The organism is Rhizobium sp. LEGMi-198b (assembly GCF_054114205.1).
Genome location: NZ_JBSYVH010000001.1, coordinates 878293 through 899616 on the forward strand (window position 1 = coordinate 878293; position 21324 = coordinate 899616).

A 21324-nucleotide genomic window follows, 5' to 3' on the forward strand; every position below is an offset into this window, starting at 1 on the left:
TCAACCCGCCGCTGCGTACGATATTTCGGCCTTCAGCGACTGCCCGCGGGAGGCGCCGACCACGGCATCAACGTCGAGGATGAGAGCAACGCGCCCATCGCCAAGGATCGTTGCCGCGGCAATCCCGGGCACATGCGTGTAGTTCGCTTCAAGGCTCTTGATGACCACCTGGCGCTGGCCCTGGATGGCATCGACCATCAGAGCACGCTGTCCGCCGCCTTCCGATTCCACCAGCAGCGCAACACCATCGACCGGATTGGCCTGCGTGGCGCGGAAGTTCAGGATGCGGCCGACATCGACCAGCGGGCAGAAGCTGTTGCGGATCGAGATCAGGCGGTGGTTGGCGCCGAAGGAGTGGATGGCGGAAGCCTCGGGCTGCAAGGTTTCGACGATCGCCGTCAGCGGCACGACCAGGGTCTGGCCGGCGACCGTCACCACCATGCCGTCGAGGACGGCCAGCGTCAGCGGCAGGCTCATGGTGAAGACCGAGCCGTGTCCGGGCTTGGAGCTGATATTGATGCGGCCGCCGAGCGCCTGGATCGAGCGCTTGACCACGTCCATGCCGACGCCGCGGCCGGAAATGTCGGAGATTTTATCGGCCGTCGAAAAGCCCGGCAAGAAGATCAGGTTGTCGATCTCTTCGTCCGAAAGGTTGGCATCGGCGGGGATGAGATCGTTGTCGATCGCCTTCTGACGCACCTTTTCACGGTTGATGCCGGCGCCGTCGTCGGCGAGTTCGATCAGGATGCGGCCAGAGCGATGCTTTGCCGTCAGGCGAACCGTGCCTTCCGGGTTCTTGCCGAGCGCCGTGCGCTTTTCCGGTGTTTCAACGCCGTGGTCGACGGCATTGCGGATCATGTGGGTCAGCGGCTCGGCCAGCTTGTCGATGACCGTCTTGTCGACTTCAGTGTTTTCGCCCTCGGTGATCAGGCGGATCGACTTGCCGGTCATGTCGGCGATTTCACGGACGATACGCGACATGCGCTGGAAGACCGGCTTCACCGGCTGGGCGCGGATCGCCATGACGCTGTCCTGGATCTCGCGTGTGAGCTGCTGCAGCTCCTCGAGGCCCATGTTGATCGAGGATGCGCCATTGTTGTCATTCTCGATGACGCTCTGCGACAGCATCGCCTGGTTGATGACAAGCTCGCCGACGAGGTTGATCAGCCGGTCGACGCGGTCGAGATCGACGCGGATGGTCTGACCGGCGCCGGCGGCGGCATTGTTCTGCGCGGCGGCGTTGGCAGCGGCAGCGGCGGCGGCTGCCGCTGCTTCCTTCTTTTCGACACGAGCGGCGGCAGCGGCAAGCTGCGTGACATTGCTGGCCGTTTCGGCAGCGGCAACGGCGGCGGCGGCATCGCTTTTTGGTTTCGGCGCTTCGGCAGTTTCCACAGCCGGCTCGTCGCCGTCCAGAGCGGAGAGATCGAAGGGCACGGGGATCATCGGCAGCTCTTCATCCCCGCCGACAGGCGAGGCAGCATCTTCGATCAGCCGGATATCCAGCTCGCAATCCCATTCGGCAAATTCGAAGACCGTGCGGATGGCGTCTTCGCCCTTGTCCGTCTTGACCGAGATCGTCCACTTGAAATAGGCGCCTTCGGGGTCGAGCTGATCGAGGCCCGGCAGGGCGTCCATGTTGCAATGGATGCTCATTTCGCCGACGCGCGAGAGATCGCGCAGCAGCAGCGTGGCATCGTTGCCCTTGGCGTAGAGGTCGGAGCGCGGCTTGAAGCTCACTTCGTATTCCGGCATGCCCGAAGACGCTTCGTCGCCACCGAAATCATCGTCGAAGCTAAAGGGGATCGGCTGAAAACCGCTGTCATCCGTGGGAGCGGGTGCGGCTTTGACAGGAGCAGGCGCCGGTGCGGGCGCTGCCGCCTTCACGGGCTTCGGCGCAGCTTCAGCGGCTGACGATGCCGAGGGCAATTCGCCATGGGCCAACGCTTCCAGTTCCTTGACCAGGCCCCTGCTACGGGCCTGATCGACACTGCCGCCGTCACGGGCGGCGTTGGTCAGGTCCGCCAGAACATCGGCGGCCTTAAGCATGACCTTCAGGACATCCTGGGTCGGCTCCAGCTTGTTGGATCGAACGCAATCGAGCGTGGTCTCGAAGACATGGGCAAAGGCGACAAGGTCATCCAGACCAAAGGCCCCTGCCCCACCCTTGATGGAATGAACGGCACGGAAGACAGCGTTGACGGTTTCCGGATCCCGGTCGCCATCATTCATTTTCAGGAGACCGGATTCCAGTTCGGCGAGCTGCTCCTCGCACTCCTGGAAGAAAATCTCTTTGATTTCGTTCATATCCATAGGAACAGATCCTGTTTAAGCGGTTACACGCTCGATGGCATCGATCAGCTTGGCGGGATCGAAGGGCTTGACGATCCAGCCCGTCGCCCCGGCCTGACGGGCACGGTTCTTCTTTTCGGCGTCGCTTTCGGTCGTCAGCACCAGGATCGGGATGGCCCGGTACCGGTCGTTGCGACGGACGCCCTCAATGAAGCCGAAACCGTCGAGGCGCGGCATGTTGATGTCCGTGACGATGACGTCGGGATTGGCTTCTTCCAAAACCTCGAGACCCTCGACGCCGTCTTCGGCCTGAATGGTCTCAAAGCCGGCGTTGTTGAGGGTGACGAGAAGCATGTTTCGAATGGTCCGTGAATCATCCACGGTCAGTACTTTTTTCTTCATTGCCGGATCTCCTTGGCAAGCAGGTGATCGATGTCGACGCCGATCAACTGCATCGTTTTTTGAAATGCATCCGACACCTTCGAAAAGGTGAAGGACAGCTTGTCTTCATCCCAAGTCTTGGCGGCTGCCATGATGACCTGGACGCACAAGGCGCCGATCCTCTCGACGCCGGATGCGTCGATCACGACATTGCTGCCGCGCAGCCCCACCAACTTGCCGCGAAGCGTCGAGGCTTCATTGAGGTCCAGCACCGCAGCCAGACTGATTGTCTTTTCGCCCTTCCTGCTCGGCATCGCTTTATTCCTTGTTGCCTAAAATCGGGTCCCACAGCCCGCATGCGCATAAAATAGAGATGTCAGTAAACATTCCGTTCGCCCCCAAGCCCGGCCCTGCGAAGCGGAAATTCGAATTCGGCAGCACTGCCCTCGTCACGCCCGGCAGCCCCTTCGTCGCGCCAGGCGATCGGCAAGCGTTGCGCTGCGGTCACCGGCCGGGGCACAGCCGCGTGGCGGCGCTCGCGCTCGAGGCGGAACTCGCGGATCGTCTGGCCAAGTTCGAGGATGACGGTATGAAGATGATCGGCGCCTTCGTTCGAGCGACGGGCGAGACTTTCGGTAACAGCGGCGCGTTCGCCGAAGCCACCGATATCCGTCGTCACCGTACGCAGACCGGCTGCCTGTTCATCGGTGGCGGCTGCGATGCCGGAGATAGCGTCGTTAATATCGGTCACCTGGCGGACGATGCCGCCGATCGCTTCCTGCGTGCGGCCGACCATCTGCACGCCGGCATCGACCTGCGCCTTGGTGCCTGTCACCAGCACCTTGATCTCCCGGGCCGCATCGGCGGAGCGTTGGGCGAGCGCGCGGACTTCCTGGGCGACGACGGCAAAGCCGCGGCCGCTATCGCCGGCGCGCGCGGCTTCGATACCGGCGTTGAGCGCCAAAAGATTGGTCTGGAAGGCGATCTCGTCGATGACACCGATGATCTGGCCGATCTTTTCCGCCGACGTTTCGATATCGGCCATGGCGGAAATCGCCTGGCCGACGACCCGACCACTGTCTTCGGCTGCAACACGGGTGGAGGCGGCGGCGCGCTCTGCTGACCGGGTGCTTGCGGCATTGCTGCGAACCTGATCGGCCAGTTCGGCAAGCTGCCTTGCCGAGGCGGCAAGCCCCTGGGATTGCTCCATGGAATTCTCGGCGAGAGAACGGGAATCGCGTGCGATGGCATCCGCCGCCGCATCGGCCGCCTGCACTCTGCCGGACAATGCCGCAAATTGCTGGTGGATATCGTCCAGAGCGGCATTCAGCGTCTGCGCCAGTTTGGCATAGGCTTCCGGACCATCGGCAGGCAAGCGGGCGGTCAGATCGCGCTCCGCGAGGCTGCTGATAACATCGGCGAAGAGGCCGGCGGCTTCGGCATGATCGGCGCTGCGCTGTTCGGCAAGCGCCCGCTGATGGTTGAGCCGCAGCTCGTTGAAGCGCAGCGATACGGCGATTTCGACATCGACCATGACGAGGCGGACGGCGGCGGTGATAAGCTCGCTCAGCTCGCGGGCTCGGCGCTTGGCGCTTGGCAGGATGGCGCGGCCGCCCATCTCACCGACGATACCGGCAAGGACATGCTCCAGAACCACGCCATGACCGGCGACGTGCCAGCGCGGGTCAAGCCCCATCTTGCTTTCGCTGTCGGAGAGAACCTTGACGCGCTCGGCATAGAGGCTGTCGAAACGAGCGTCCGTCAGCACACCCCAATGCGAGGACTGCAGGTCTTGCAGCCGTTCGAGCTGGCTTTCGCTCGTAAAATTGCGGGCGGCGTCCGGAAAAGTCTGGAGACGGTGGAAGAGATCGCGCAGGCCGGCTTTCAGATGCGCGTCCAGCATCGGCCGGTTGCGGCGCACGATTTCGCACTGCTCGGCATCGAGACCAGCAAAACGCAAGCGGTCGCGAAGGCTGCCCGCCTGCGCCCGTCCTGCCTGATCTGATGGCGAATCCTGCGCCAAAATCGTCCCCACCGAACTGCCGGGCGTAGACAACGCCGGCGAAACCACTGAATGATCCGGTTCAGATGCTACGAGGAGACGAGGAAAGGCGCACGCCGCCGCCGGTCCGCTATTGACCGGGACGCTGAAGCTCGCTCGTTCATCACAGCCTGTTCGGACCGTTTGATGACATGGATACCGGATCTGACCCGGTACGACGGGGCGGCTTCATGCCTGGTGAGAACGAGTGACAGTTTTCCCATTCCGACGTGCTAGTTCAATGTTTATGGTTAATTCCTTGCTTGAAGGTTAATAAGCCCCGTCCGCTATCCCGTTTTGATTTAAACTATTTCGGGTTCGAATTCTGTCGGCGGCCGTTTTGAGTAAAAAGCGAAGTAGCCGCAAGTCACAGGCAAGCTTCATGCTCTAATGCGGTAAGTAGAGACACCTTCGATGTCGATACGGAGAGAGCAATGATTGTTCTTGGTTTGACTGCTTCGCTGACGGCCGGCATGACGCTCGCTGCCTTCGTGTTCCTGGGCCTCATCGACGAGACCCGCAGCAAAATCGCTCCGCGCGTACTCTGAGCATCCCACCTCAGCCGTCTGCAGACGACCAAATATCTTGTGAAGATACTTGAACGCGCGGTATCGGCCGCGCTTTTACCGTCCTTCTCTCTGCGAGAACTAGCGTCGGGCTCGATACTTCCGTATGAAGCCTGACGACCCGGCACCGAGATCGACCTGTTGATGTCCGACACCACCTATACCGAAACGAGCCACAAGACACTTTCACTGCGGCTTGGTCTTACAATCATCTTCGGCGTCACGCTTTGGCGTGTGGTGATGCTGTTCTTCAATAGAACGGACCTTTTCGTCGACGAGGCTCAATATTGGTTCTGGGGCCAGAACCTCGACTTCGGCTATTATTCGAAGCCGCCGGTCATCGCCTGGGTCATTCGCTTCTTCAATGCGATATCGGGATCGGACTCGACTTTCTGGATCCGCGTTTCGGCGCCTCTCTTCCATCTCGCCACCGCCCTGATGCTGATGCGCACGACGCGGCGGCTGATCGAGGGGGATGCCGAGCGGGAGATCGAGCCCTGGGTCGGCGCCATCTTCGTCACCCTGCCGGCGGCCTCGCTTTCGGCCGTGCTGATGTCGACGGACACGATCCAGATCCTGTTCGTCACCATTGCCATCTGGGCCTTTCTCGGGCTCACCAAGCGCTCCTCGATCACCGAGGCGCTGATCCTCGGCGTGAGCCTCGGGATCGCCTTCCTGACGAAATATTCGGTACTGTTTCTGCTGCCGGGCGTCGGCATCGCCATGCTGACACTGCGTTCGGCACGCATTGCCTGGCGGGACGTGCTCATCGCCGCCATCGCCGGCGCGATCGTCGTTTCCCCGAATCTCTGGTGGAATTTCGCCCATGATGCGGCGACGGTGCGCCATACCGAAAGCATTGCCCATTGGAATGGCGATGGAAAAGGCGGCGGATTGGTGAAGCATCTGCTTGGCGCGCTCGGATTCCTCGGCGCGCAATTCGGTGTCGTCGGCCCCGTCATGTTCTATGGCATGCTCTGGGCCGGCTGGCGGGTGATCCGCGGGCAAAGCGACGACAGGGAGAAGCTGCTCGTCTGGCTGTCGGTTCCGGTCGTGGCGTTGATCACGCTGCAGGCGCTGTTTGCCAAGGCCTATGCCAATTGGGCGGTTACCGCCTATGCCGCCGGCACGATCCTCGCCGTCTGGCTCCTCCACCGCCTGACGAAGAAGGGTCTCGTCGTTTCGCTGGTCATCGGCTCGGTCGTTGCCTTCCTGTTGCCGGTCCTGACCGTGTTTGCCTATGACATCAAGCTGCCGAACGGCGATCTGGTTATGAAACGATATGTCGGCCGCAGCGCCATCAGCCTGGAGATCGCTGATATCGCCGCGCAGGCGAATACCTCAACCATCGTCGCCGATAACCGCGATATTCTTGCCGATCTGTTCTATACGCTGAAGGGTAAGCCCTATCATATCTACGCCCGCAATTCCGGCGGTTTCCCGAAGAGCTATTACGAGCAGAATTTTTCGCTGCCACCCACCGTGACAGACGAGGTGCTTTATATCGACGACGAACCGTTCGATTGCACCGCGGGGCGCTCGGAACTCATCAAGAATTGGTCGCCGGATTTCGGCAATATGAAAGGCAGGGCGCTCTACGCCTACCGTCTCTCGCCAAGCTGCCTGGCGCCCAAGCCTTAGAGCAATTCCAGGAAAAGTGCGCAGCGGTTTTCCGTCTGGAATGCGTAAAAACAAAGGGATAGAGCGGGAAAGCGATTCCGTGAAACGCGAAACCGCTCTAACCGCGGTCGGAAGCCGGGCGGAGGCAGACGCCCCAACCAAGTTCCGGCATTTCCACGAAGACGACCCCGCCATCTTCGAAGGCCAGACGCAGTTGCGCCTCGGTCGCCCGGTGAATGTCGTGGCGCCCGCCCTCGTAATCGCGGATCGTACTCCGTGACACGCCGGCTCTCTCGGCTATATCCAACTGTGTCCAGTCGAGTAACCCGCGTGCCGCGCGGCAGAGCGCGGGTGTAAGAATCATCGGGTAGCGGCCTTGATTCACGATCAAAAGTCACCCATATTGGTCAACATAAGCCAAATATGTCATAAACCGCACGGGATTTCCAGTATCGAAGGAGACAGCGATGCCGCATGACACGCCTTTGATTTCGACCATCGTCATGGGCCTTGTGCTGGCATTCATCTTCGGCGCCATTGCCAATCGATTCAAGCTGCCGCCGCTCGTCGGCTATCTCATCGCGGGCGTGCTTGCAGGTCCGCATACGCCGGGCTTCGTGGCCGACCAAAGCCTTGCGCCGGAACTCGCCGAAATTGGCGTCATCCTGTTGATGTTCGGCGTCGGCCTGCATTTTTCGCTGAAGGACCTGCTGTCGGTGCGCGGCATCGCCGTTCCCGGCGCGATCGTCCAGATCGCCTTCGCCACCCTGCTCGGCTGGGGGCTTGGCGCCTTGATGGGTTGGCCGCTGGGTGGCAGCCTGGTCTTCGGCCTCGCGCTCTCCGTCGCCTCGACGGTCGTCCTTCTGAAAGCCTTGCAGGAGCGGCGGCTGGTCGAAAGCGAGCGCGGCAAGATCGCGGTCGGCTGGCTGATCGTCGAGGACCTGGCCATGGTGCTGGCGCTCGTCCTCATCCCGGCTGCAGCCAGCATCTCGGCCGACGGTCATGGCACGGCCGAGCCGCTATCGGCCGGCCTCAGCCGCTTGCTTGGCCTCGATCTCGGCATCACCGGCATTATCGGCATGACGTTGCTGAAGGTCGCCGCCTTCGTCGGGTTGATGCTGGTCGTCGGCCGGCGGATCATTCCCTGGATCCTGCACCGCATCGCCCATACCGGCTCGCGTGAACTCTTCCGCCTCGGTGTCCTCGCGATTGCGCTCGGCGTCGCCTTCGGGGCCGCGAAACTCTTCGGCGTGTCGCTGGCACTCGGCGCCTTCTTCGCCGGCATGATCCTGTCGGAAAGCGAGCTCAGCCACCGAGCCGCGCAGGAAAGCCTGCCGCTGCGCGATGCCTTTGCCGTGCTGTTCTTCGTCTCGGTCGGCATGCTGTTCGATCCGAACATCCTGATCGACAATCCGCTGCCGCTGCTGGCGACCGTGTTCATCATCGTGATCGGCAAGTCGGTTGCCGCCTTCTTCATCGTGCTCGCCTTCCGCAAGCCGATGAGCACGGCGCTGACCATCTCCGCCAGCCTGGCGCAGATCGGCGAATTCTCCTTCATCCTCGCCGCGCTCGGCTTCGATCTCGGCCTGCTGCCTGGCGAAGGCCGCGATCTGATCCTTGGCGGCGCGATCATCTCGATCATTCTCAACCCGCTTGTCTTCATAGCCTGCGACTGGCTGCGCAAGACGCAGGAAACCAGGCCGCAAAGCGAGATGCCGGAAAGCACGGAGCCGGCGGTGCAAGCAGAACGGTCGACAGCGGGCGAAGTCTCGCCTGCCTCCGCGGATCAGCCAATGGCCCACGAGGTCGGTGAGGAGCTGCACGCCGTTACACTGACGGGCCATGCGGTGCTGATCGGCTATGGCCGCGTCGGCAGCATCGTCGGGGAGAGCCTTAAATCGTCCGGTACGCCCTTTGTGGTCATCGAAGATTCCGACAAGCGGATCGGCGACCTCACCCGGCAGGGAATCGAGGCGATCTACGGCAATGCGGCCTCCGCGGAGGTTCTGGCATATGCCAATATTTCCGGCGCCAGCAGCCTGGTCATTGCCATTCCGAATACCTTTGAAGCTTGCAGTGCCGCCGAGCAGGCACGCGCGGCCAATCCATCGATCCTGATCGTCGCCCGCGCTCATTCCGACGCCGAGGTTGATGTGCTCAAGCAATATGGAGCCGATACGGTGATCATGGGAGAGCGGGAAATTGCGCTGGGCATGGTTGACCGGCTTGCGCAAGTGCATCATGACAGGCCGTACTATGAAGACGCGCAGCGTCCTGATATCATCACCGAACCGTCGGAATCCGCTCCGGCAAAGGAATGAAGGCCTTTTGAACCGTTGAACCCGTTCGAATTCGGCGCTGCCGACAGCGAAGAGAACGATAGCAGGATGACGCGACGCGCCGGAGCGCGTGTGATCGCCTCGCTGTTTGTCGCTTTTTTCGCCTACCTCGGACTGGCGCTCGGCGGCGGCATCAATCTTGCCGCGCGGGCGGATGCGGAGGCCTTCTCCTCCGGCAAGGACAACCAACCGCTTTATGTCGCCCTGCGCGATCCGGTGCGCGGCATAGTCGTCGCCGACCGCACGGTCACGCCGAAAGCCACCTGGCACGATATCGGATCGGCAACGCTTGCGACCCTTCCCTCGCTCGGACTTCTGAGCAATCCGCGGCAGCCGCGCGAACGCGGCACAGCCGCACGGCACGAATCGCTTCCTTTCCGCGCCTATCTCGCCCGCGCGCCACCGGCTGCATTCGTCTGACCGGTTCCCGCGCTTAACGGCGCATCTCCGACATGACCCCAAGTTCACCAGCGGCAAGCACCGCTGGCATTAGCGTATTCAAGGATAATATTCATGCGCACCTCACGATGGCTGGTGCTCACCTATACGGTGATCATCGTGCTTGGCTTTCTCATCGCCCTGCCGAACGTGCTGCCGCAGTCGGTCTTAAGCAAAATGCCGTCCTGGCTTCCGCACAGCCAGGTTTCCCTCGGCCTCGACCTTCGTGGCGGTTCCTATCTCGTTCTCGAAGTCGACGAGAAGGACCTGACCAATGGCCGGCTGCAATCGCTGCTGCAAGACTCGCGCCGTGTCCTGCGCGACAAGAACATCCTGACCCGTTCGATCGTTCGCAATGGTGATCAGATCGTCGTCACTCTGACTGATCCGTCGCAGAGCGGCGATGCGGTGACTCAGTTGCGGACCCTCGCCAATACGATCGCGTCCGGCCTTTCCGCCGGCCAGTCCGATCTGACGATTACGCCGAATGGCAGCGCGATTGCCATGTCCTTCTCGCCGGCCGGCATCGCCGCCAACGTCGATTCCGCCGTCCAGCAGAGCCTGGAAGTCATCCGCAAGCGCGTCGACCAGGTGGGCGTCGCCGAACCGACCATCCAGCGCGTCGGTCCCAACCGCGTCCTCGTGCAGCTTCCGGGCGCACAGGATCCGTCGCGTCTGCGCGAACTGCTCGGCTCGACCGCGAAGATGTCCTTCCATCTGCTTGCCGACAATGTCGATCCGAACAATCCCGGCCCCGGTGTTTCCATCCTGAAGGATGACAAGGGCAACAGCTATCCGGTTCTCGATCGCATCGAGCTTGCCGGCGACCGCCTCACCGACGCCCGCGTCAGCTTCGATCCGAATACGCACGAGCCACTCGTCACCTTCCGCTTCGACAGCGCCGGCGCCAACCGCTTTGCGGAAATCACCCGCGAAAACGTCGGCAAGCCTTTCGCTATCGTGCTCGACAACAAAGTGCTGAGCGCGCCGAACATTCGTGAGCCGATCACCGGCGGTTCGGGCCAGATCTCCGGCAATTTCACCGCCGATAGCGCGACGACGCTCGCAGCCCTGCTGCGCGCCGGCGCCCTGCCGGCCAAGCTCACCGTCATCGAAGAACGCACTGTTGGCGCCGACCTCGGCAGCGACGCGATCCAGAAGGGCATCTATAGCGGCCTGATCGGCTTCGTCTTGGTTGCCGCCTTCATCTTCGTGCTCTACGGCGCCTGGGGGATTCTTGCGAATGTTGCCCTGCTCATCCACACGGTCCTGACCTTCTCGGCCCTGACGCTGGTCGGCGCCACGCTGACGCTGCCCGGCATCGCCGGCGTCGTCCTTGGTATCGGCCTTGCGGTGGATGCCAACGTTCTCATCAACGAGCGCATCCGCGAAGAAACCCGCAAGGGCCGCGGCGCCTTCGCCGCCATCGATAACGGCTTTAAGAAGGCTTATTCGACGATTATCGACGGCAACATGACGGCCCTGATCGCCGCCGCCATCCTGTTCTACTTCGGCTCCGGCCCGGTTCGCGGCTTTGCCGTGACCATGGGTCTCGGCCTCATTATCTCGATGTTCACCTCCGTCGCCTTCGTGCGCGTCGTGATGATCGCCATCACCCGTCGCCGCAAGCTGAAGGTGCTCAACATCAGGCCGCTGATCCCCTTCAGCCCCTATGACAAGCACATCCAGTTCATGAAGGCCCGCTTCTTTGGCGTCACCGTCTCGGCAATCCTGTCGATCGCCTCGGTGGTCCTGTTCATCCATCCGGGCCTCAATTACGGCGTCGATTTCCGCGGCGGCATCCAGATGTCGGTCAAGACCAAGGACGCGGCCGATCTGGCGACGTTCCGCGAGGGCTTGAACACGCTCGGCCTCGGTGAAATCGCACTACAGTCCTTCGGCGACAACAGCAGCCTCCTTGTCCGCGCCCAACGCCAGGACGGCGGCGAAGAGGCACAGACAGCCGCGGTCACCAAGCTCAAGGCAGAAATCGTCAAGATCGACCCAACCGCGACCATCGAAGGCACGGATGTCATCGGTCCGAAGGTTTCGGGCGAACTTGCCTGGGCCGGCATCCTGTCGGTCGTGATCGCCAGCCTGGCGATGCTGTTTTACATCTGGTTTCGTTTCGAGTGGCCGTTCGCGGTCGGAGCCATCGTCACGCTGGTACTCGACGTCACCAAGGCGATCGGCTTCTTCGCGATCACCGGCCTCGATTTCAACCTGACGGCTATCGCCGCGATCCTGACGCTCGTCGGATATTCGGTGAACGACAAGGTCGTGGTCTATGACCGTATGCGTGAAAACATGCGTCTCTATAAGTCGATGCCGCTGCGCGACATCATCGACAAGTCGATCAACGAGACCCTGGCGCGAAGCCTCTATACCAACGCCACCGCCTTCCTGGCGCTGGTGCCGATGGCGATCTGGGGCGGCAGCGCCGTCTCCAGCTTCGCGATCCCGATGGTGTTCGGCATACTCGTCGCTGGCGCCTCGTCGGTCTTCATCGCCGCTCCGATCCTGCTGTTCCTCGGCGATTGGCGCCGCCGCCATGCCAAGGCGGTCGCCAACGACGCCGAGTCGGACGACAAGTCCGGCAAGGACAACAAGTCCGGCAAGGACAACAAGCAGATTCCTGCTGCCGAATAAGCGCGAACGGATATGAACGAGGGCATGCCCAGCTTCCGGGCATGCCCATTCTGCCTCCGGATCAGATGGACGGCATATGCAGCGGCAGCCCTGGGCGCGGCGCCACTATTCTCTCCAAAACACCGTTTTCCTGCTCTGTGATGAGCGCATATTTACCATCGAGGGTGAAAGCGATGTTGCCCGGCCGCGTGCCATTGGTGCGGATACGGCCGGCGATCTTTCCGGCGGGATCGACCATGCAAATCTCGCCTTGCCCATAAATCGTGCAATAGAGCGTGCCGTTGCGATCAAAGGCCATGCCTGCCGGTCCACATAGCGCCTTCACAGCAGGCGCCGGCATCACCTGCGCAAATAGTTCCTGCCGCCCGCCGACGATCTGGCGATAGATTTTCCCGGTCAATGTCTCGCTATAATAGAGCAATCCGTCCGGCCCGAAGGCTATGCCGTTGGCATAGAGCAGACCGGTCGCCAGCACGCGCTGCACCCGGCCTTCCGCCGGATCGATCTGATAGACACGGCCGTTATAGGGCGCCTGGAAGAAACCGGGATTGATATCGGCGCCTTCGAGCAGATCGGAGATACGGACGCCTGAATCGGTCATGTAGAGCAGGCCGTCAGGGCCAAAGGCCAGATCGTTCGGGTAGAGAAACGCGCCGTCATTGCCGCCTTCTATCACCTGCAAGGTGCGGCCTTCCGGAGACAGCCGGACAAGGGAGTTTTCCGGGCCGCCCGCCACCCAGAAACAATTGTCGCCATCGACGGCGAGCCCGGTCGGCCGGCCGCCGGTACGGCAGATTTCACGGCGGATGCCGCCCACAATCATCGTCAGGCAACGACGACTGTCGTCAGTCTCCACAAGCGCGATGCGACCATCGGTCAGGGCAACAGGCCCCTCCGGCAGACGCAATCCGGTGGCCATCGTCTCGTTCATATTCGGGAACCCTACCCAGCGCACCGAAACCCCAAAAATCGTGTGTCACAGATGGTAAATAAGTACCCCAAAAGCTTTTTCGAGCCGGGTATTCGTTAAATCTGAACCAAATTCATGACGGGAGGGTCACATCTTTGTGCAGATCCGCCCGATCTTGACAGTTTTAGCCAATTCAGAACATTCATCGAACATTCGGATATTATTGCGAACATGATTCGTCGCCGATTCCGTGTTCGTGCGCCCGCCGTCCGAAGCCTTCAGGAGAGCCCATGACCACCGCCTATCTGGAAAAGCTGAACCCGGAGCAGCGGCAGGCGGTGGAGCACGGCACGACGGTCGAAGGCAGCCATATTGCCGGGCCGCTGCTGGTGATCGCAGGCGCGGGCTCCGGCAAGACGAATACGCTGGCCCACCGCGTCGCGCATCTCATCGTCAAAGGCGCCGATCCCCGCCGCATCCTGCTGATGACCTTCTCCCGCCGTGCGGCGGCCGAAATGGGCCGCCGCGTCGAACGCATCTGCCGGGAAGTGCTTGGCGCCAATGCCGGCATCATGGCCGATGCGCTTGCCTGGACCGGCACATTCCACGGCATCGGCGCGCGGCTCCTGCGCGATTACGCCGAACAGATCGGCCTCGACCCGGCCTTCACGATCCATGACCGCGAAGACAGCGCCGACCTGATGAACCTCATTCGCCACGAACTCGGCTTCTCCAAGCTGGAAAACCGCTTTCCGACCAAGGCAACCTGCCTCGCGATCTATTCCCGCGCCGTCAATTCGGAAGCGCCGCTCGAAGAGGTGCTGCGCGATTTCTTCCCCTGGTGCGCCGCCTGGGACAAGCAATTGCGCGACCTCTTCGCTGCCTATGTCGAGGCCAAGCAGGCGCAAAACGTGCTCGATTACGACGATCTGCTGCTCTACTGGGCGCATATGCTGCACGAGCCGCTGATCGCCGAGGATATAGGCGGCCGCTTCGACCATGTGCTGGTCGACGAATATCAGGATACCAACCGGCTGCAGTCATCGATCCTGCTGGCGCTGAAACCTGACGGCCACGGGCTGACCGTTGTCGGCGACGATGCGCAGTCGATCTATTCCTTTCGCGCCGCGACCGTGCGCAACATTCTCGACTTTCCGACCTCTTTTACGCCCGCCGCCAATATCGTCACGCTCGACCGCAACTACCGCTCGACGCAACCCATTCTCGCCGCCGCCAATGCGGTGATCGATCTTGCCTCCGAGCGTTTTACGAAGAATCTGCGCACAGAACGCCAAAGTGCTGAGCGTCCGCGGCTAGTCACGGTGCGCGACGAAAGCGATCAGGCGCGTTATATCGCCGATCAGGTGCTGGAAAATCGGGAGAGCGGCGCCAAGCTCAAGCAGCAGGCCGTGCTCTTCCGTACCTCAAGCCATAGCGGACCGCTGGAAGTCGAGCTCACCCGCCGCAATATTCCCTTCGTCAAATTCGGCGGGCTGAAGTTTCTCGACAGCGCCCATGTGAAGGACATGCTCGCTGCCCTCCGCTTTGCCCAGAACCCACGCGACCGTGTCGCCGGCTTCCGGCTGATGCAGCTTTTGCCGGGCATCGGCCCTTCGACTGCCCAGCGCGTGCTCGATCATATCGGCGAACAGGCCAGTCCAATGGCGGCCCTGGCCGATTTTCCGGCGCCGCCGCGCTCGGGAGAAGACTGGACGGCCTTCGTTGCGACCATGCAGGAGTTGAAGGCCGGCAAGGCGGGATGGCCGGCGGAAATCGGCCTCGTACGGCAATGGTACGAACCGCATCTGGAGCGGGCGCACGAGGACGCAGCGACGCGCCAGGCGGACCTGATCCAGCTCGAACAGATCGCCAGCGGCTATGGCTCGCGCGAGCGCTTCCTCACCGAACTGACGCTCGATCCGCCCGATGCCACCAGCGACCAGGCCGGCACGCCGCTGCTTGACGAGGATTATCTCATCCTCTCGACCATCCATTCCGCCAAGGGTCAGGAATGGACGAAGGTGTTTGTCCTCAATGCCGTCGATGGCTGCATTCCGGCAGATCTCGCGGTCGGCTCCTCCTCCGAGATCGAAGAGGAGCGGCGGTTGCTCTATGTTGCCATGACACGTGCCAAAGACAGCCTCGATCTCGTCATCCCGCAGCGCTTCTTCATCCATGGCCAGCATGCGCAGGGCGACCGCCATGTCTTTGCCTCGCGCACGCGCTTCATTCCGGCGACATTGCTGCAGTTTTTCGAGGTTTGCAGCTGGCCACAGGCCCGCGCCGAAAGCGCCGCCGCCATCAGGGCGCGGCAGGTAAGAGTCGATGTGGGTGCGCGCATGCGCGGCATGTGGCGGTGAATTGGGGCCTATTTGTCGAGGCCGCTTTTCCGGCGTCGGAGCTTCAACTCACTCGATCATCACGTGTAATATTCAGTCCGCCTCCCGAAACATCTCAATAATGGCCGAAAAATCGCGGCCGCCATTGCCGAGCTTTTCAAAGAGTGCGTAGAGCTGCGCCGCTTCGGCACCCAGCGGCGTGGATGCGCCAGTTGACAGTGCTGCCTCCTGTGCCAGCCGCAGATCCTTCAGCATCAGTGCTGCCATGAAGCCTGGTTTGTAGTCGTTATTGGCCGGCGAAGTCGGCACAGGTCCGGGCACCGGGCAATAGGTATTGATCGACCAGCATTGCCCCGAAGAGGTCGAGGCGACGTCGAAGAGCGCCTGGTGCGAGAGGCCGAGCTTTTCGCCGAGCACGAAGGCCTCGCAGACGCCGATCATGGAAATGCCGAGGATCATGTTGTTGCAGATCTTCGCCGCCTGCCCGGCGCCGGCGTCGCCGCAATGGACGATCTTCCGGCCCATCACTTCCAGCAGCGGTTTGGCGCCTGCAAAACTTTCCGCCGAACCGCCAGCCATGAAGGTGAGCGTTCCGGCTGCCGCACCGCCGGTGCCGCCGGAGACCGGCGCGTCGAGCGACAGGCAGCCGGCATCGCCTGCCATGGCATGGGCCTTGCGAGCGCTGTCGACATCGATGGTCGAGCTGTCGATCAGCAGAGTGCCCTTCGGTACGGAGCGCAGAATATCGGTCCAGACCGTCAGCACATGCTGCCCCTTCGGCAACATGGTGATGACGGCTTCGGCATCCGCAAGCGCTTCGCTCAGCACGTTTGCGGCCTTGACGCCCGTCGCCTCGGCGGCCTTCAGCATATCATGCGAGAGATCAAAGCCGACGACCTCATGGCCGACCTTGACCAGATTGGCGGCCATGGGACCGCCCATATTGCCGAGCCCGATGAATGCGATCCGTGTCATGATGCTCTCCTCCCATGATCATTTACGTCTCGAAAAGCGGCGGTCGCGCCGGCACGAAGAAGCGGTCGATATCGCTTGCCGCGACCTCGGCAAGGCTTGCCGGCGACCATTTCGGATTGCGGTCCTTATCGATGACGGCGGCGCGGACGCCTTCATAGAAGTCGGGATTATACAAGATCCGCATGCAGGCGCCGAGTTCGCGGTTCAAGCATTCGGCGAGGCTTGTACTGCTGCGTCCGGCGCGCAGCAGCCGCAACGTCAGTTTCAGGCTGGTCGGCGAGCGCGTGCTGATTATCTGCCGCGTTTCTGCGGCGAAATCGCCTGCCTCTTGCGCTAGCGCCTCCTGAATCTCCCCGACGGTATCATATGCCAGCGCCCGATCGATCGTATCGCGGTTAGCGACCAGGCGGCTTTCGCCGGCAGCAACCGCCATGCCCGCGATTACCGTATGCACATCGGCCGGCGATGCAGCAACCGGCAGCGCGCCGATCGCTTCGATCAGCGCCGATAGATCGGAAGAAGCAACACAATGATCGGCCAGCCGCGCGTGAATCGCATCGGCGGCGTTGATGGCAAGGCCGGTCAAGCCCATCCAGGTGCCAGCTTCGCCGGGCGCGCGCGGCAAAAGCCAGGTGGCACCGACATCGGGAAAATAACCGATGCCGGTTTCCGGCATGGCGAAGCGGGTGCGTTCGGTGACGACGCGATGGCTGCCATGGGAAGAGAGCCCGACGCCGCCGCCCATGGTGATGCCGTCCATCAGCGCCACATAGGGTTTGGGATAATCGGCAATGGCGTGGTTGAGGCGGAATTCCTCGCGCCAAAAGGTCTCGGCGTCTGAAGAACCCTGTTTGCCGCTCTCATGCAACAGGCGGATGTCGCCGCCGGCGCAGAAGGCCCGGTCACCCTCCCCCCTGACGATGACGCTGGCGATCGATGGATCGGCGGCGAATTCACGAAGAGCCGCTGCAATCGCCCGGATCATCGGCAGCGTTAGGCTGTTCAGCGCCTGCGGCCGGTTGAGGCGGATGAGACCCGCCGATCCCTGACGCCCGATGATGACCTCGTCTATGCTCTGCATTCGAAAACTCCCTATGCCCGCCTTCCTCAATCAATAGGCGCTCAGCGGTTGTCGGCAAGGATCATCTCGGCGGCTTTCTCGGCAATCATGATGGTCGGCGAATTGGTATTACCCGAGGTGATCGACGGCATGACGGAGGCGTCGGCGATCCGAAGCCTTGCCAGCGCCCGAAACCGCAGGCGCGGATCGACCACGCTTTGCGGATCGCCGCCCATGCGGCAGGTGCCGACCGGGTGAAAGATCGTCGTGCCGATATCGCCGGCGGCGCGCTCGAGGTCGGCATCGGTCTGATAGGACGGGCCTGGCTTGAATTCTTCCGGCTTGAACTTGGCGAAAGACGGCTGCTCAACAATCCGCCGGGTCAGCCGGATGGAGCGCACGGCAATCTCTCGGTCGCGCGGTGCCGAAAGATAGTTTGGGCTGATCGCCGGCTGCATGGCAAAATCAGGGCTCTGGATGTGCACCGAACCGCGACTTTCCGGCCTCAGATTGCAGACGCTTGCCGTGATCGCCGGAAAGGGATGGACGGGATCGCCGAACTTGTCGAGCGAGACCGGCTGCACATGATATTGCAGATCCGGCGTTTCCTTGTCGGGGCCGGAGCGGGTGAAAATGCCGAGCTGGCTCGGCGCCATCGCCATCGGTCCGGAGCGGCGCACGAGATATTCCAGCCCGATCGCCGCTTTGCCGAAGAACTTCGTCGCCTTCTCGTTCAGCGTCGGCACGCCGGTTACTTTGTAGGCCATGCGCAGTTGCAAGTGATCCTGCAGGTTTTCGCCGATCGCCTTGACCTCCCGCACCACTTCAATGCCGGCCTGGCTCAACACCTCGCCGCGACCGATGCCGGAGAGTTCGAGAATCTGCGGCGAGCCGATCGCGCCGGCGGAAAGCACAGTCTCCTTGTCGGCATAAGCGCGTTTGGTCACGCCGTCATGCTGGAACTCGACGCCGGTGACGGCATCGTCCTGGATGAGCAAGCGACGAACCTGTGCCTTGGTAAGCACTGTGAGATTGCCCTGCTTCAGCGCCGGTCGCAGGAAGGCCTTCGCGGTGTTCCAGCGGATGCCCGAGCGCTGGTTGACATCGAAATAGCCGGAACCTTCATTGTTGCCGCGATTGAAATCCGCAGTCTCCGGAATGCCGGCTTCGCGGGCGGCCGCCTGGAAGGCGTCGAGCACGGCCCAGCGCACGCGGGCTTTCTCGACTCGCCATTCGCCGCCCGCGCCGTGCATTTCGTCCTTGCCCCTATAATGGTCCTCGGACTTCACGAAATAGGGCAGCACGTCGTCCCAGCCCCAGCCGGCACAGCCGAGTTGCCGCCAGAGATCGTAATCCCGTGCCTGACCGCGCATATAGATCATGCCGTTGATCGAAGAGCTGCCGCCGAGCACCTTGCCGCGCGGATAGTTCAGCGAGCGGCCGTTCAGCCCCGCTTCCGGCGCTGTGGTGAAGCACCAGTCGGTGCGGGGATTGTTGATGCAATAGAGATAGCCGACCGGGATGTGGATCCAGTGGTAATTGTCGCTGCCACCTGCCTCCAACAGCAGCACCCTGTTGTTGCGATCCGCCGACAGCCGGTTGGCAAGCACACAGCCGGCACTGCCGGCACCGATGATGATGTAGTCGAAGCGATCCATTCCAGAGACTCTATCGTCCCCTCTCCGCGCCTGCGGGGAGAGGGTTAGGGTGAGGGGCTCGAAGGTTCGGCAAATTCCGTATTCGCTGGAAGTCCGTGCAGCCCCTCATCCGCCCTTCGGGCACCTTCTCCCCGCCCCTTCGACAAGCTCAGGACGGGGAGAAGGAAAGTCAAGCAGTCAGCGCCGATACTCGAACCCCAGCTTCCGCCCCAGCCGCGAAGCATAGAATTCGCCGATAATACCGCGACGGAAGAGCAGGACGCAGACCATGAAGACGATGCCGGTGATGATCGTCACTGGGAATTCCGAGGTTGCGAGATAGTTTTCCAGCGTTGCCACGAAGCCGGCGCCGAAAAGCGGGCCGACCAAGGTGCCGATGCCACCAAGCAAGGTCATCAGGATCACCTCGCCCGACATCTGCCAGGCGACATCGGTGAGCGTTGCGAACTGGAAGACCAGCGCCTTGACCGCACCCGCAAGCCCGGCAAGCGCCGCCGACATGACGAAAGCACCGAGCTTGTAATGGGCCACGGAATAGCCGAGCGAAATCGCCCGCTGCTCGTTTTCCCGGATCGACTTCAGGATCATGCCGAAGGGCGAATTGATGAAACGCCAGATGATCAGCACGCCGATGATGAACACCGCCAGCACGAAATAGTACATGTTAAAGGAGTTGCTGAGATCGATGACGCCGAAGAGGTAACCTCGCGGCACCGACTGAATGCCGTCTTCGCCCTGGGTGAACTTCGCCTGCAGGCAGAAGAAATAGAACATGTAGGACAGCGCCAGGGTGATCATGGCGAAATAGATGCCCTGCCGGCGAATGGCGACGAAGCCCATGATCAGGCCGAGCAAGGCTGCACCCCCAACGCCGATCAGGATGCCGAGTTCCGGCGGCACGCCCCATACCTTTACCGCATGCGCGGTGAAATAGGCCGCGCCGCCGAAGAAGGTGGCATGGCCGAAGGACAGAAGACCGGTATAGCCAAGCAGCAGGTTGAAGGCGCAGGCGAACAGCGCGAAGCAGAGCACCTTCATGACAAAGATGGGGTAGATGAAAAACGGTGCCCAGATCAGCAGCACCAGGCCGACGACCAGGAAGCCCTTCTGAACTGATGATGACGGGCGGCGGCTTTCGGACTTCAGCGTTTCGGTCATATCAGCCATGTCACGCATCCCGGCCAAAGAGGCCCGCGGGCCTGAGAAGCAGTACGATCGCCATGATCACGAAGATGACGATATTGGATGCTTCCGGATAGAACACCTTCGTCAAGCCTTCCGCCACGCCAAGCACATAGCCGGTGATGATCGCACCCATGATCGAGCCCATGCCGCCGACGACCACCACGGCAAAGACGATGATGATCATGTTCGATCCCATCAACGGCGAGACCTGATAGATCGGCGCGGCCAGCACGCCGGCAAGGGCGGCAAGCGCGACGCCGAAAGCATAGGTCAGCGTCAGAAGTACCGGCACGTTGACGCCGAAAACCTGCACGAGCACCGAATTTTCCGTTGCGGCACGCAGATAGGCGCCGAGCTTGGTCTTCTCGATCAGCAGCCAGGTGCCAATACAGACAATGAGCGACACGACGATCACCCAGCCGCGATAGATCGGCAGGAACATGAAGCCGAGATTGACACCGCCCACCAGCGCCGTCGGCACGGCGTAGGGCTGACCGGACGAACCATAGAGATAGCGGAACGTGCCTTCGATGGTCAGCGCCATGCCGAAGGTAAAGAGCAAACCATAAAGCGGATCGACCTTGTAGAGCCGGCGCAAGCATAAGCGTTCCACGAACGCGCCGAACAGGCCGACAATCAACGGCGCGAGCACCAATGATGGCCAATAGCCGATGCCGGCATAGGCAAGCAGCAAATAGGCGGTAAAGGCGCCGAGCATGTAGAGCGCGCCATGGGCGAAATTGATCACCCGCAGCATGCCGAAGATGATCGCGAGCCCGAGGCTCAGAAGCGCATAGAAGGAGCCGTTGATCAGCCCGATCAGCAATTGTCCGAGAAGCGCCTGCAGCGGGATGCCGAATATCATGGTCATGGC

General features: G+C 61.7%; 16 protein-coding genes. 5 read left to right on the forward strand and 11 right to left on the reverse strand.

Annotated features, from left to right (window positions below; all coding sequences use genetic code 11):
• The 4 genes from ACXHXG_RS04300 to ACXHXG_RS04315 all read right to left on the reverse strand — a co-directional run bounded on the left by ACXHXG_RS04300 (position 1) and on the right by ACXHXG_RS04315 (position 4693).
• Complete coding sequence (locus ACXHXG_RS04300) at positions 1-2310, reverse strand: chemotaxis protein CheA (protein WP_283049090.1); 2310 nt, start codon at positions 2308-2310, stop codon at positions 1-3.
• A 15-nt stretch (positions 2311-2325) separates the two neighbouring features.
• Positions 2326-2691 carry a chemotaxis response regulator CheY1 gene (gene cheY1, locus ACXHXG_RS04305; protein WP_104821976.1) on the reverse strand — a complete coding sequence of 122 codons (366 nt, stop codon included), beginning with the start codon at positions 2689-2691 and terminating at the stop codon, positions 2326-2328.
• Entirely contained in the window at positions 2688-2984 is a 297-nt protein-coding gene (locus tag ACXHXG_RS04310) for an STAS domain-containing protein (RefSeq protein WP_028751176.1), read from the reverse strand. The genes cheY1 and ACXHXG_RS04310 overlap by 4 nt, the downstream gene beginning before the upstream one ends.
• Before the next feature lie 62 nt (positions 2985-3046).
• The gene (locus ACXHXG_RS04315) at positions 3047-4693 is read right to left on the reverse strand and encodes a globin-coupled sensor protein (RefSeq protein WP_457898564.1); all 1647 of its coding nucleotides are present in this window, start codon (positions 4691-4693) and stop codon (positions 3047-3049) included.
• A 728-nt stretch (positions 4694-5421) separates the two neighbouring features.
• Here ACXHXG_RS04315 and ACXHXG_RS04320 point away from each other — a divergent pair.
• The gene (locus ACXHXG_RS04320; RefSeq protein WP_457898565.1) at positions 5422-6918 is read left to right on the forward strand and encodes an ArnT family glycosyltransferase; all 1497 of its coding nucleotides are present in this window, start codon (positions 5422-5424) and stop codon (positions 6916-6918) included.
• A 97-nt stretch (positions 6919-7015) separates the two neighbouring features.
• On the opposite strand, the gene ACXHXG_RS04325 is transcribed toward ACXHXG_RS04320, so the two are convergent.
• Positions 7016-7261, reverse strand: a complete 246-nt coding sequence (locus tag ACXHXG_RS04325; protein WP_104824980.1) for a helix-turn-helix domain-containing protein — start codon at positions 7259-7261, stop codon at positions 7016-7018.
• Between the two features lie 103 nt (positions 7262-7364).
• On the opposite strand from ACXHXG_RS04325, the gene ACXHXG_RS04330 reads away from it, so the two are divergent.
• The 3 genes from ACXHXG_RS04330 to secD all read left to right on the forward strand — a co-directional run bounded on the left by ACXHXG_RS04330 (position 7365) and on the right by secD (position 12323).
• Complete coding sequence (locus ACXHXG_RS04330; RefSeq protein WP_104821974.1) at positions 7365-9218, forward strand: cation:proton antiporter domain-containing protein; 1854 nt, start codon at positions 7365-7367, stop codon at positions 9216-9218.
• Positions 9219-9284: 66 nt separating this feature from the next.
• Positions 9285-9656 (forward strand): hypothetical protein, encoded by a 372-nt coding sequence (locus ACXHXG_RS04335; protein ID WP_260303344.1) that lies wholly within the window; start codon positions 9285-9287, stop codon positions 9654-9656.
• 93 nt (positions 9657-9749) lie between these two features.
• Positions 9750-12323, forward strand: coding sequence for a protein translocase subunit SecD (gene secD, locus ACXHXG_RS04340; RefSeq protein WP_457898566.1), 2574 nt, complete (start codon positions 9750-9752; stop codon positions 12321-12323).
• Positions 12324-12384: 61 nt separating this feature from the next.
• On the opposite strand, the gene ACXHXG_RS04345 is transcribed toward secD, so the two are convergent.
• Positions 12385-13254, reverse strand: coding sequence for an SMP-30/gluconolactonase/LRE family protein (locus ACXHXG_RS04345; protein WP_283049077.1), 870 nt, complete (start codon positions 13252-13254; stop codon positions 12385-12387).
• A gap of 269 nt (positions 13255-13523) precedes the next feature.
• Here ACXHXG_RS04345 and ACXHXG_RS04350 point away from each other — a divergent pair, with 269 nt between their 5' ends.
• Positions 13524-15593, forward strand: a complete 2070-nt coding sequence (locus ACXHXG_RS04350) for an ATP-dependent helicase (RefSeq protein WP_457898567.1) — start codon at positions 13524-13526, stop codon at positions 15591-15593.
• A 72-nt stretch (positions 15594-15665) separates the two neighbouring features.
• On the opposite strand, the gene mmsB is transcribed toward ACXHXG_RS04350, so the two are convergent.
• From mmsB to ACXHXG_RS04375, 5 genes are all read right to left on the reverse strand, one after another.
• Positions 15666-16547 carry a 3-hydroxyisobutyrate dehydrogenase gene (gene mmsB / locus ACXHXG_RS04355; protein WP_457898568.1) on the reverse strand — a complete coding sequence of 294 codons (882 nt, stop codon included), beginning with the start codon at positions 16545-16547 and terminating at the stop codon, positions 15666-15668.
• Between the two features lie 22 nt (positions 16548-16569).
• On the reverse strand, positions 16570-17628 hold the full coding sequence (locus tag ACXHXG_RS04360; RefSeq protein WP_457898569.1) for an enoyl-CoA hydratase/isomerase family protein: 1059 nt from the start codon (positions 17626-17628) through the stop codon (positions 16570-16572).
• 41 nt (positions 17629-17669) lie between these two features.
• Positions 17670-19265, reverse strand: coding sequence for a GMC family oxidoreductase (locus ACXHXG_RS04365; protein WP_457898570.1), 1596 nt, complete (start codon positions 19263-19265; stop codon positions 17670-17672).
• Positions 19266-19442: 177 nt separating this feature from the next.
• Positions 19443-20432, reverse strand: coding sequence for a branched-chain amino acid ABC transporter permease (locus ACXHXG_RS04370; protein ID WP_457898571.1), 990 nt, complete (start codon positions 20430-20432; stop codon positions 19443-19445).
• Between the two features lies 1 nt (position 20433).
• On the reverse strand, positions 20434-21321 hold the full coding sequence (locus ACXHXG_RS04375) for a branched-chain amino acid ABC transporter permease (RefSeq protein WP_457898572.1): 888 nt from the start codon (positions 21319-21321) through the stop codon (positions 20434-20436).
• Positions 21322-21324 lie beyond the last annotated feature (3 nt).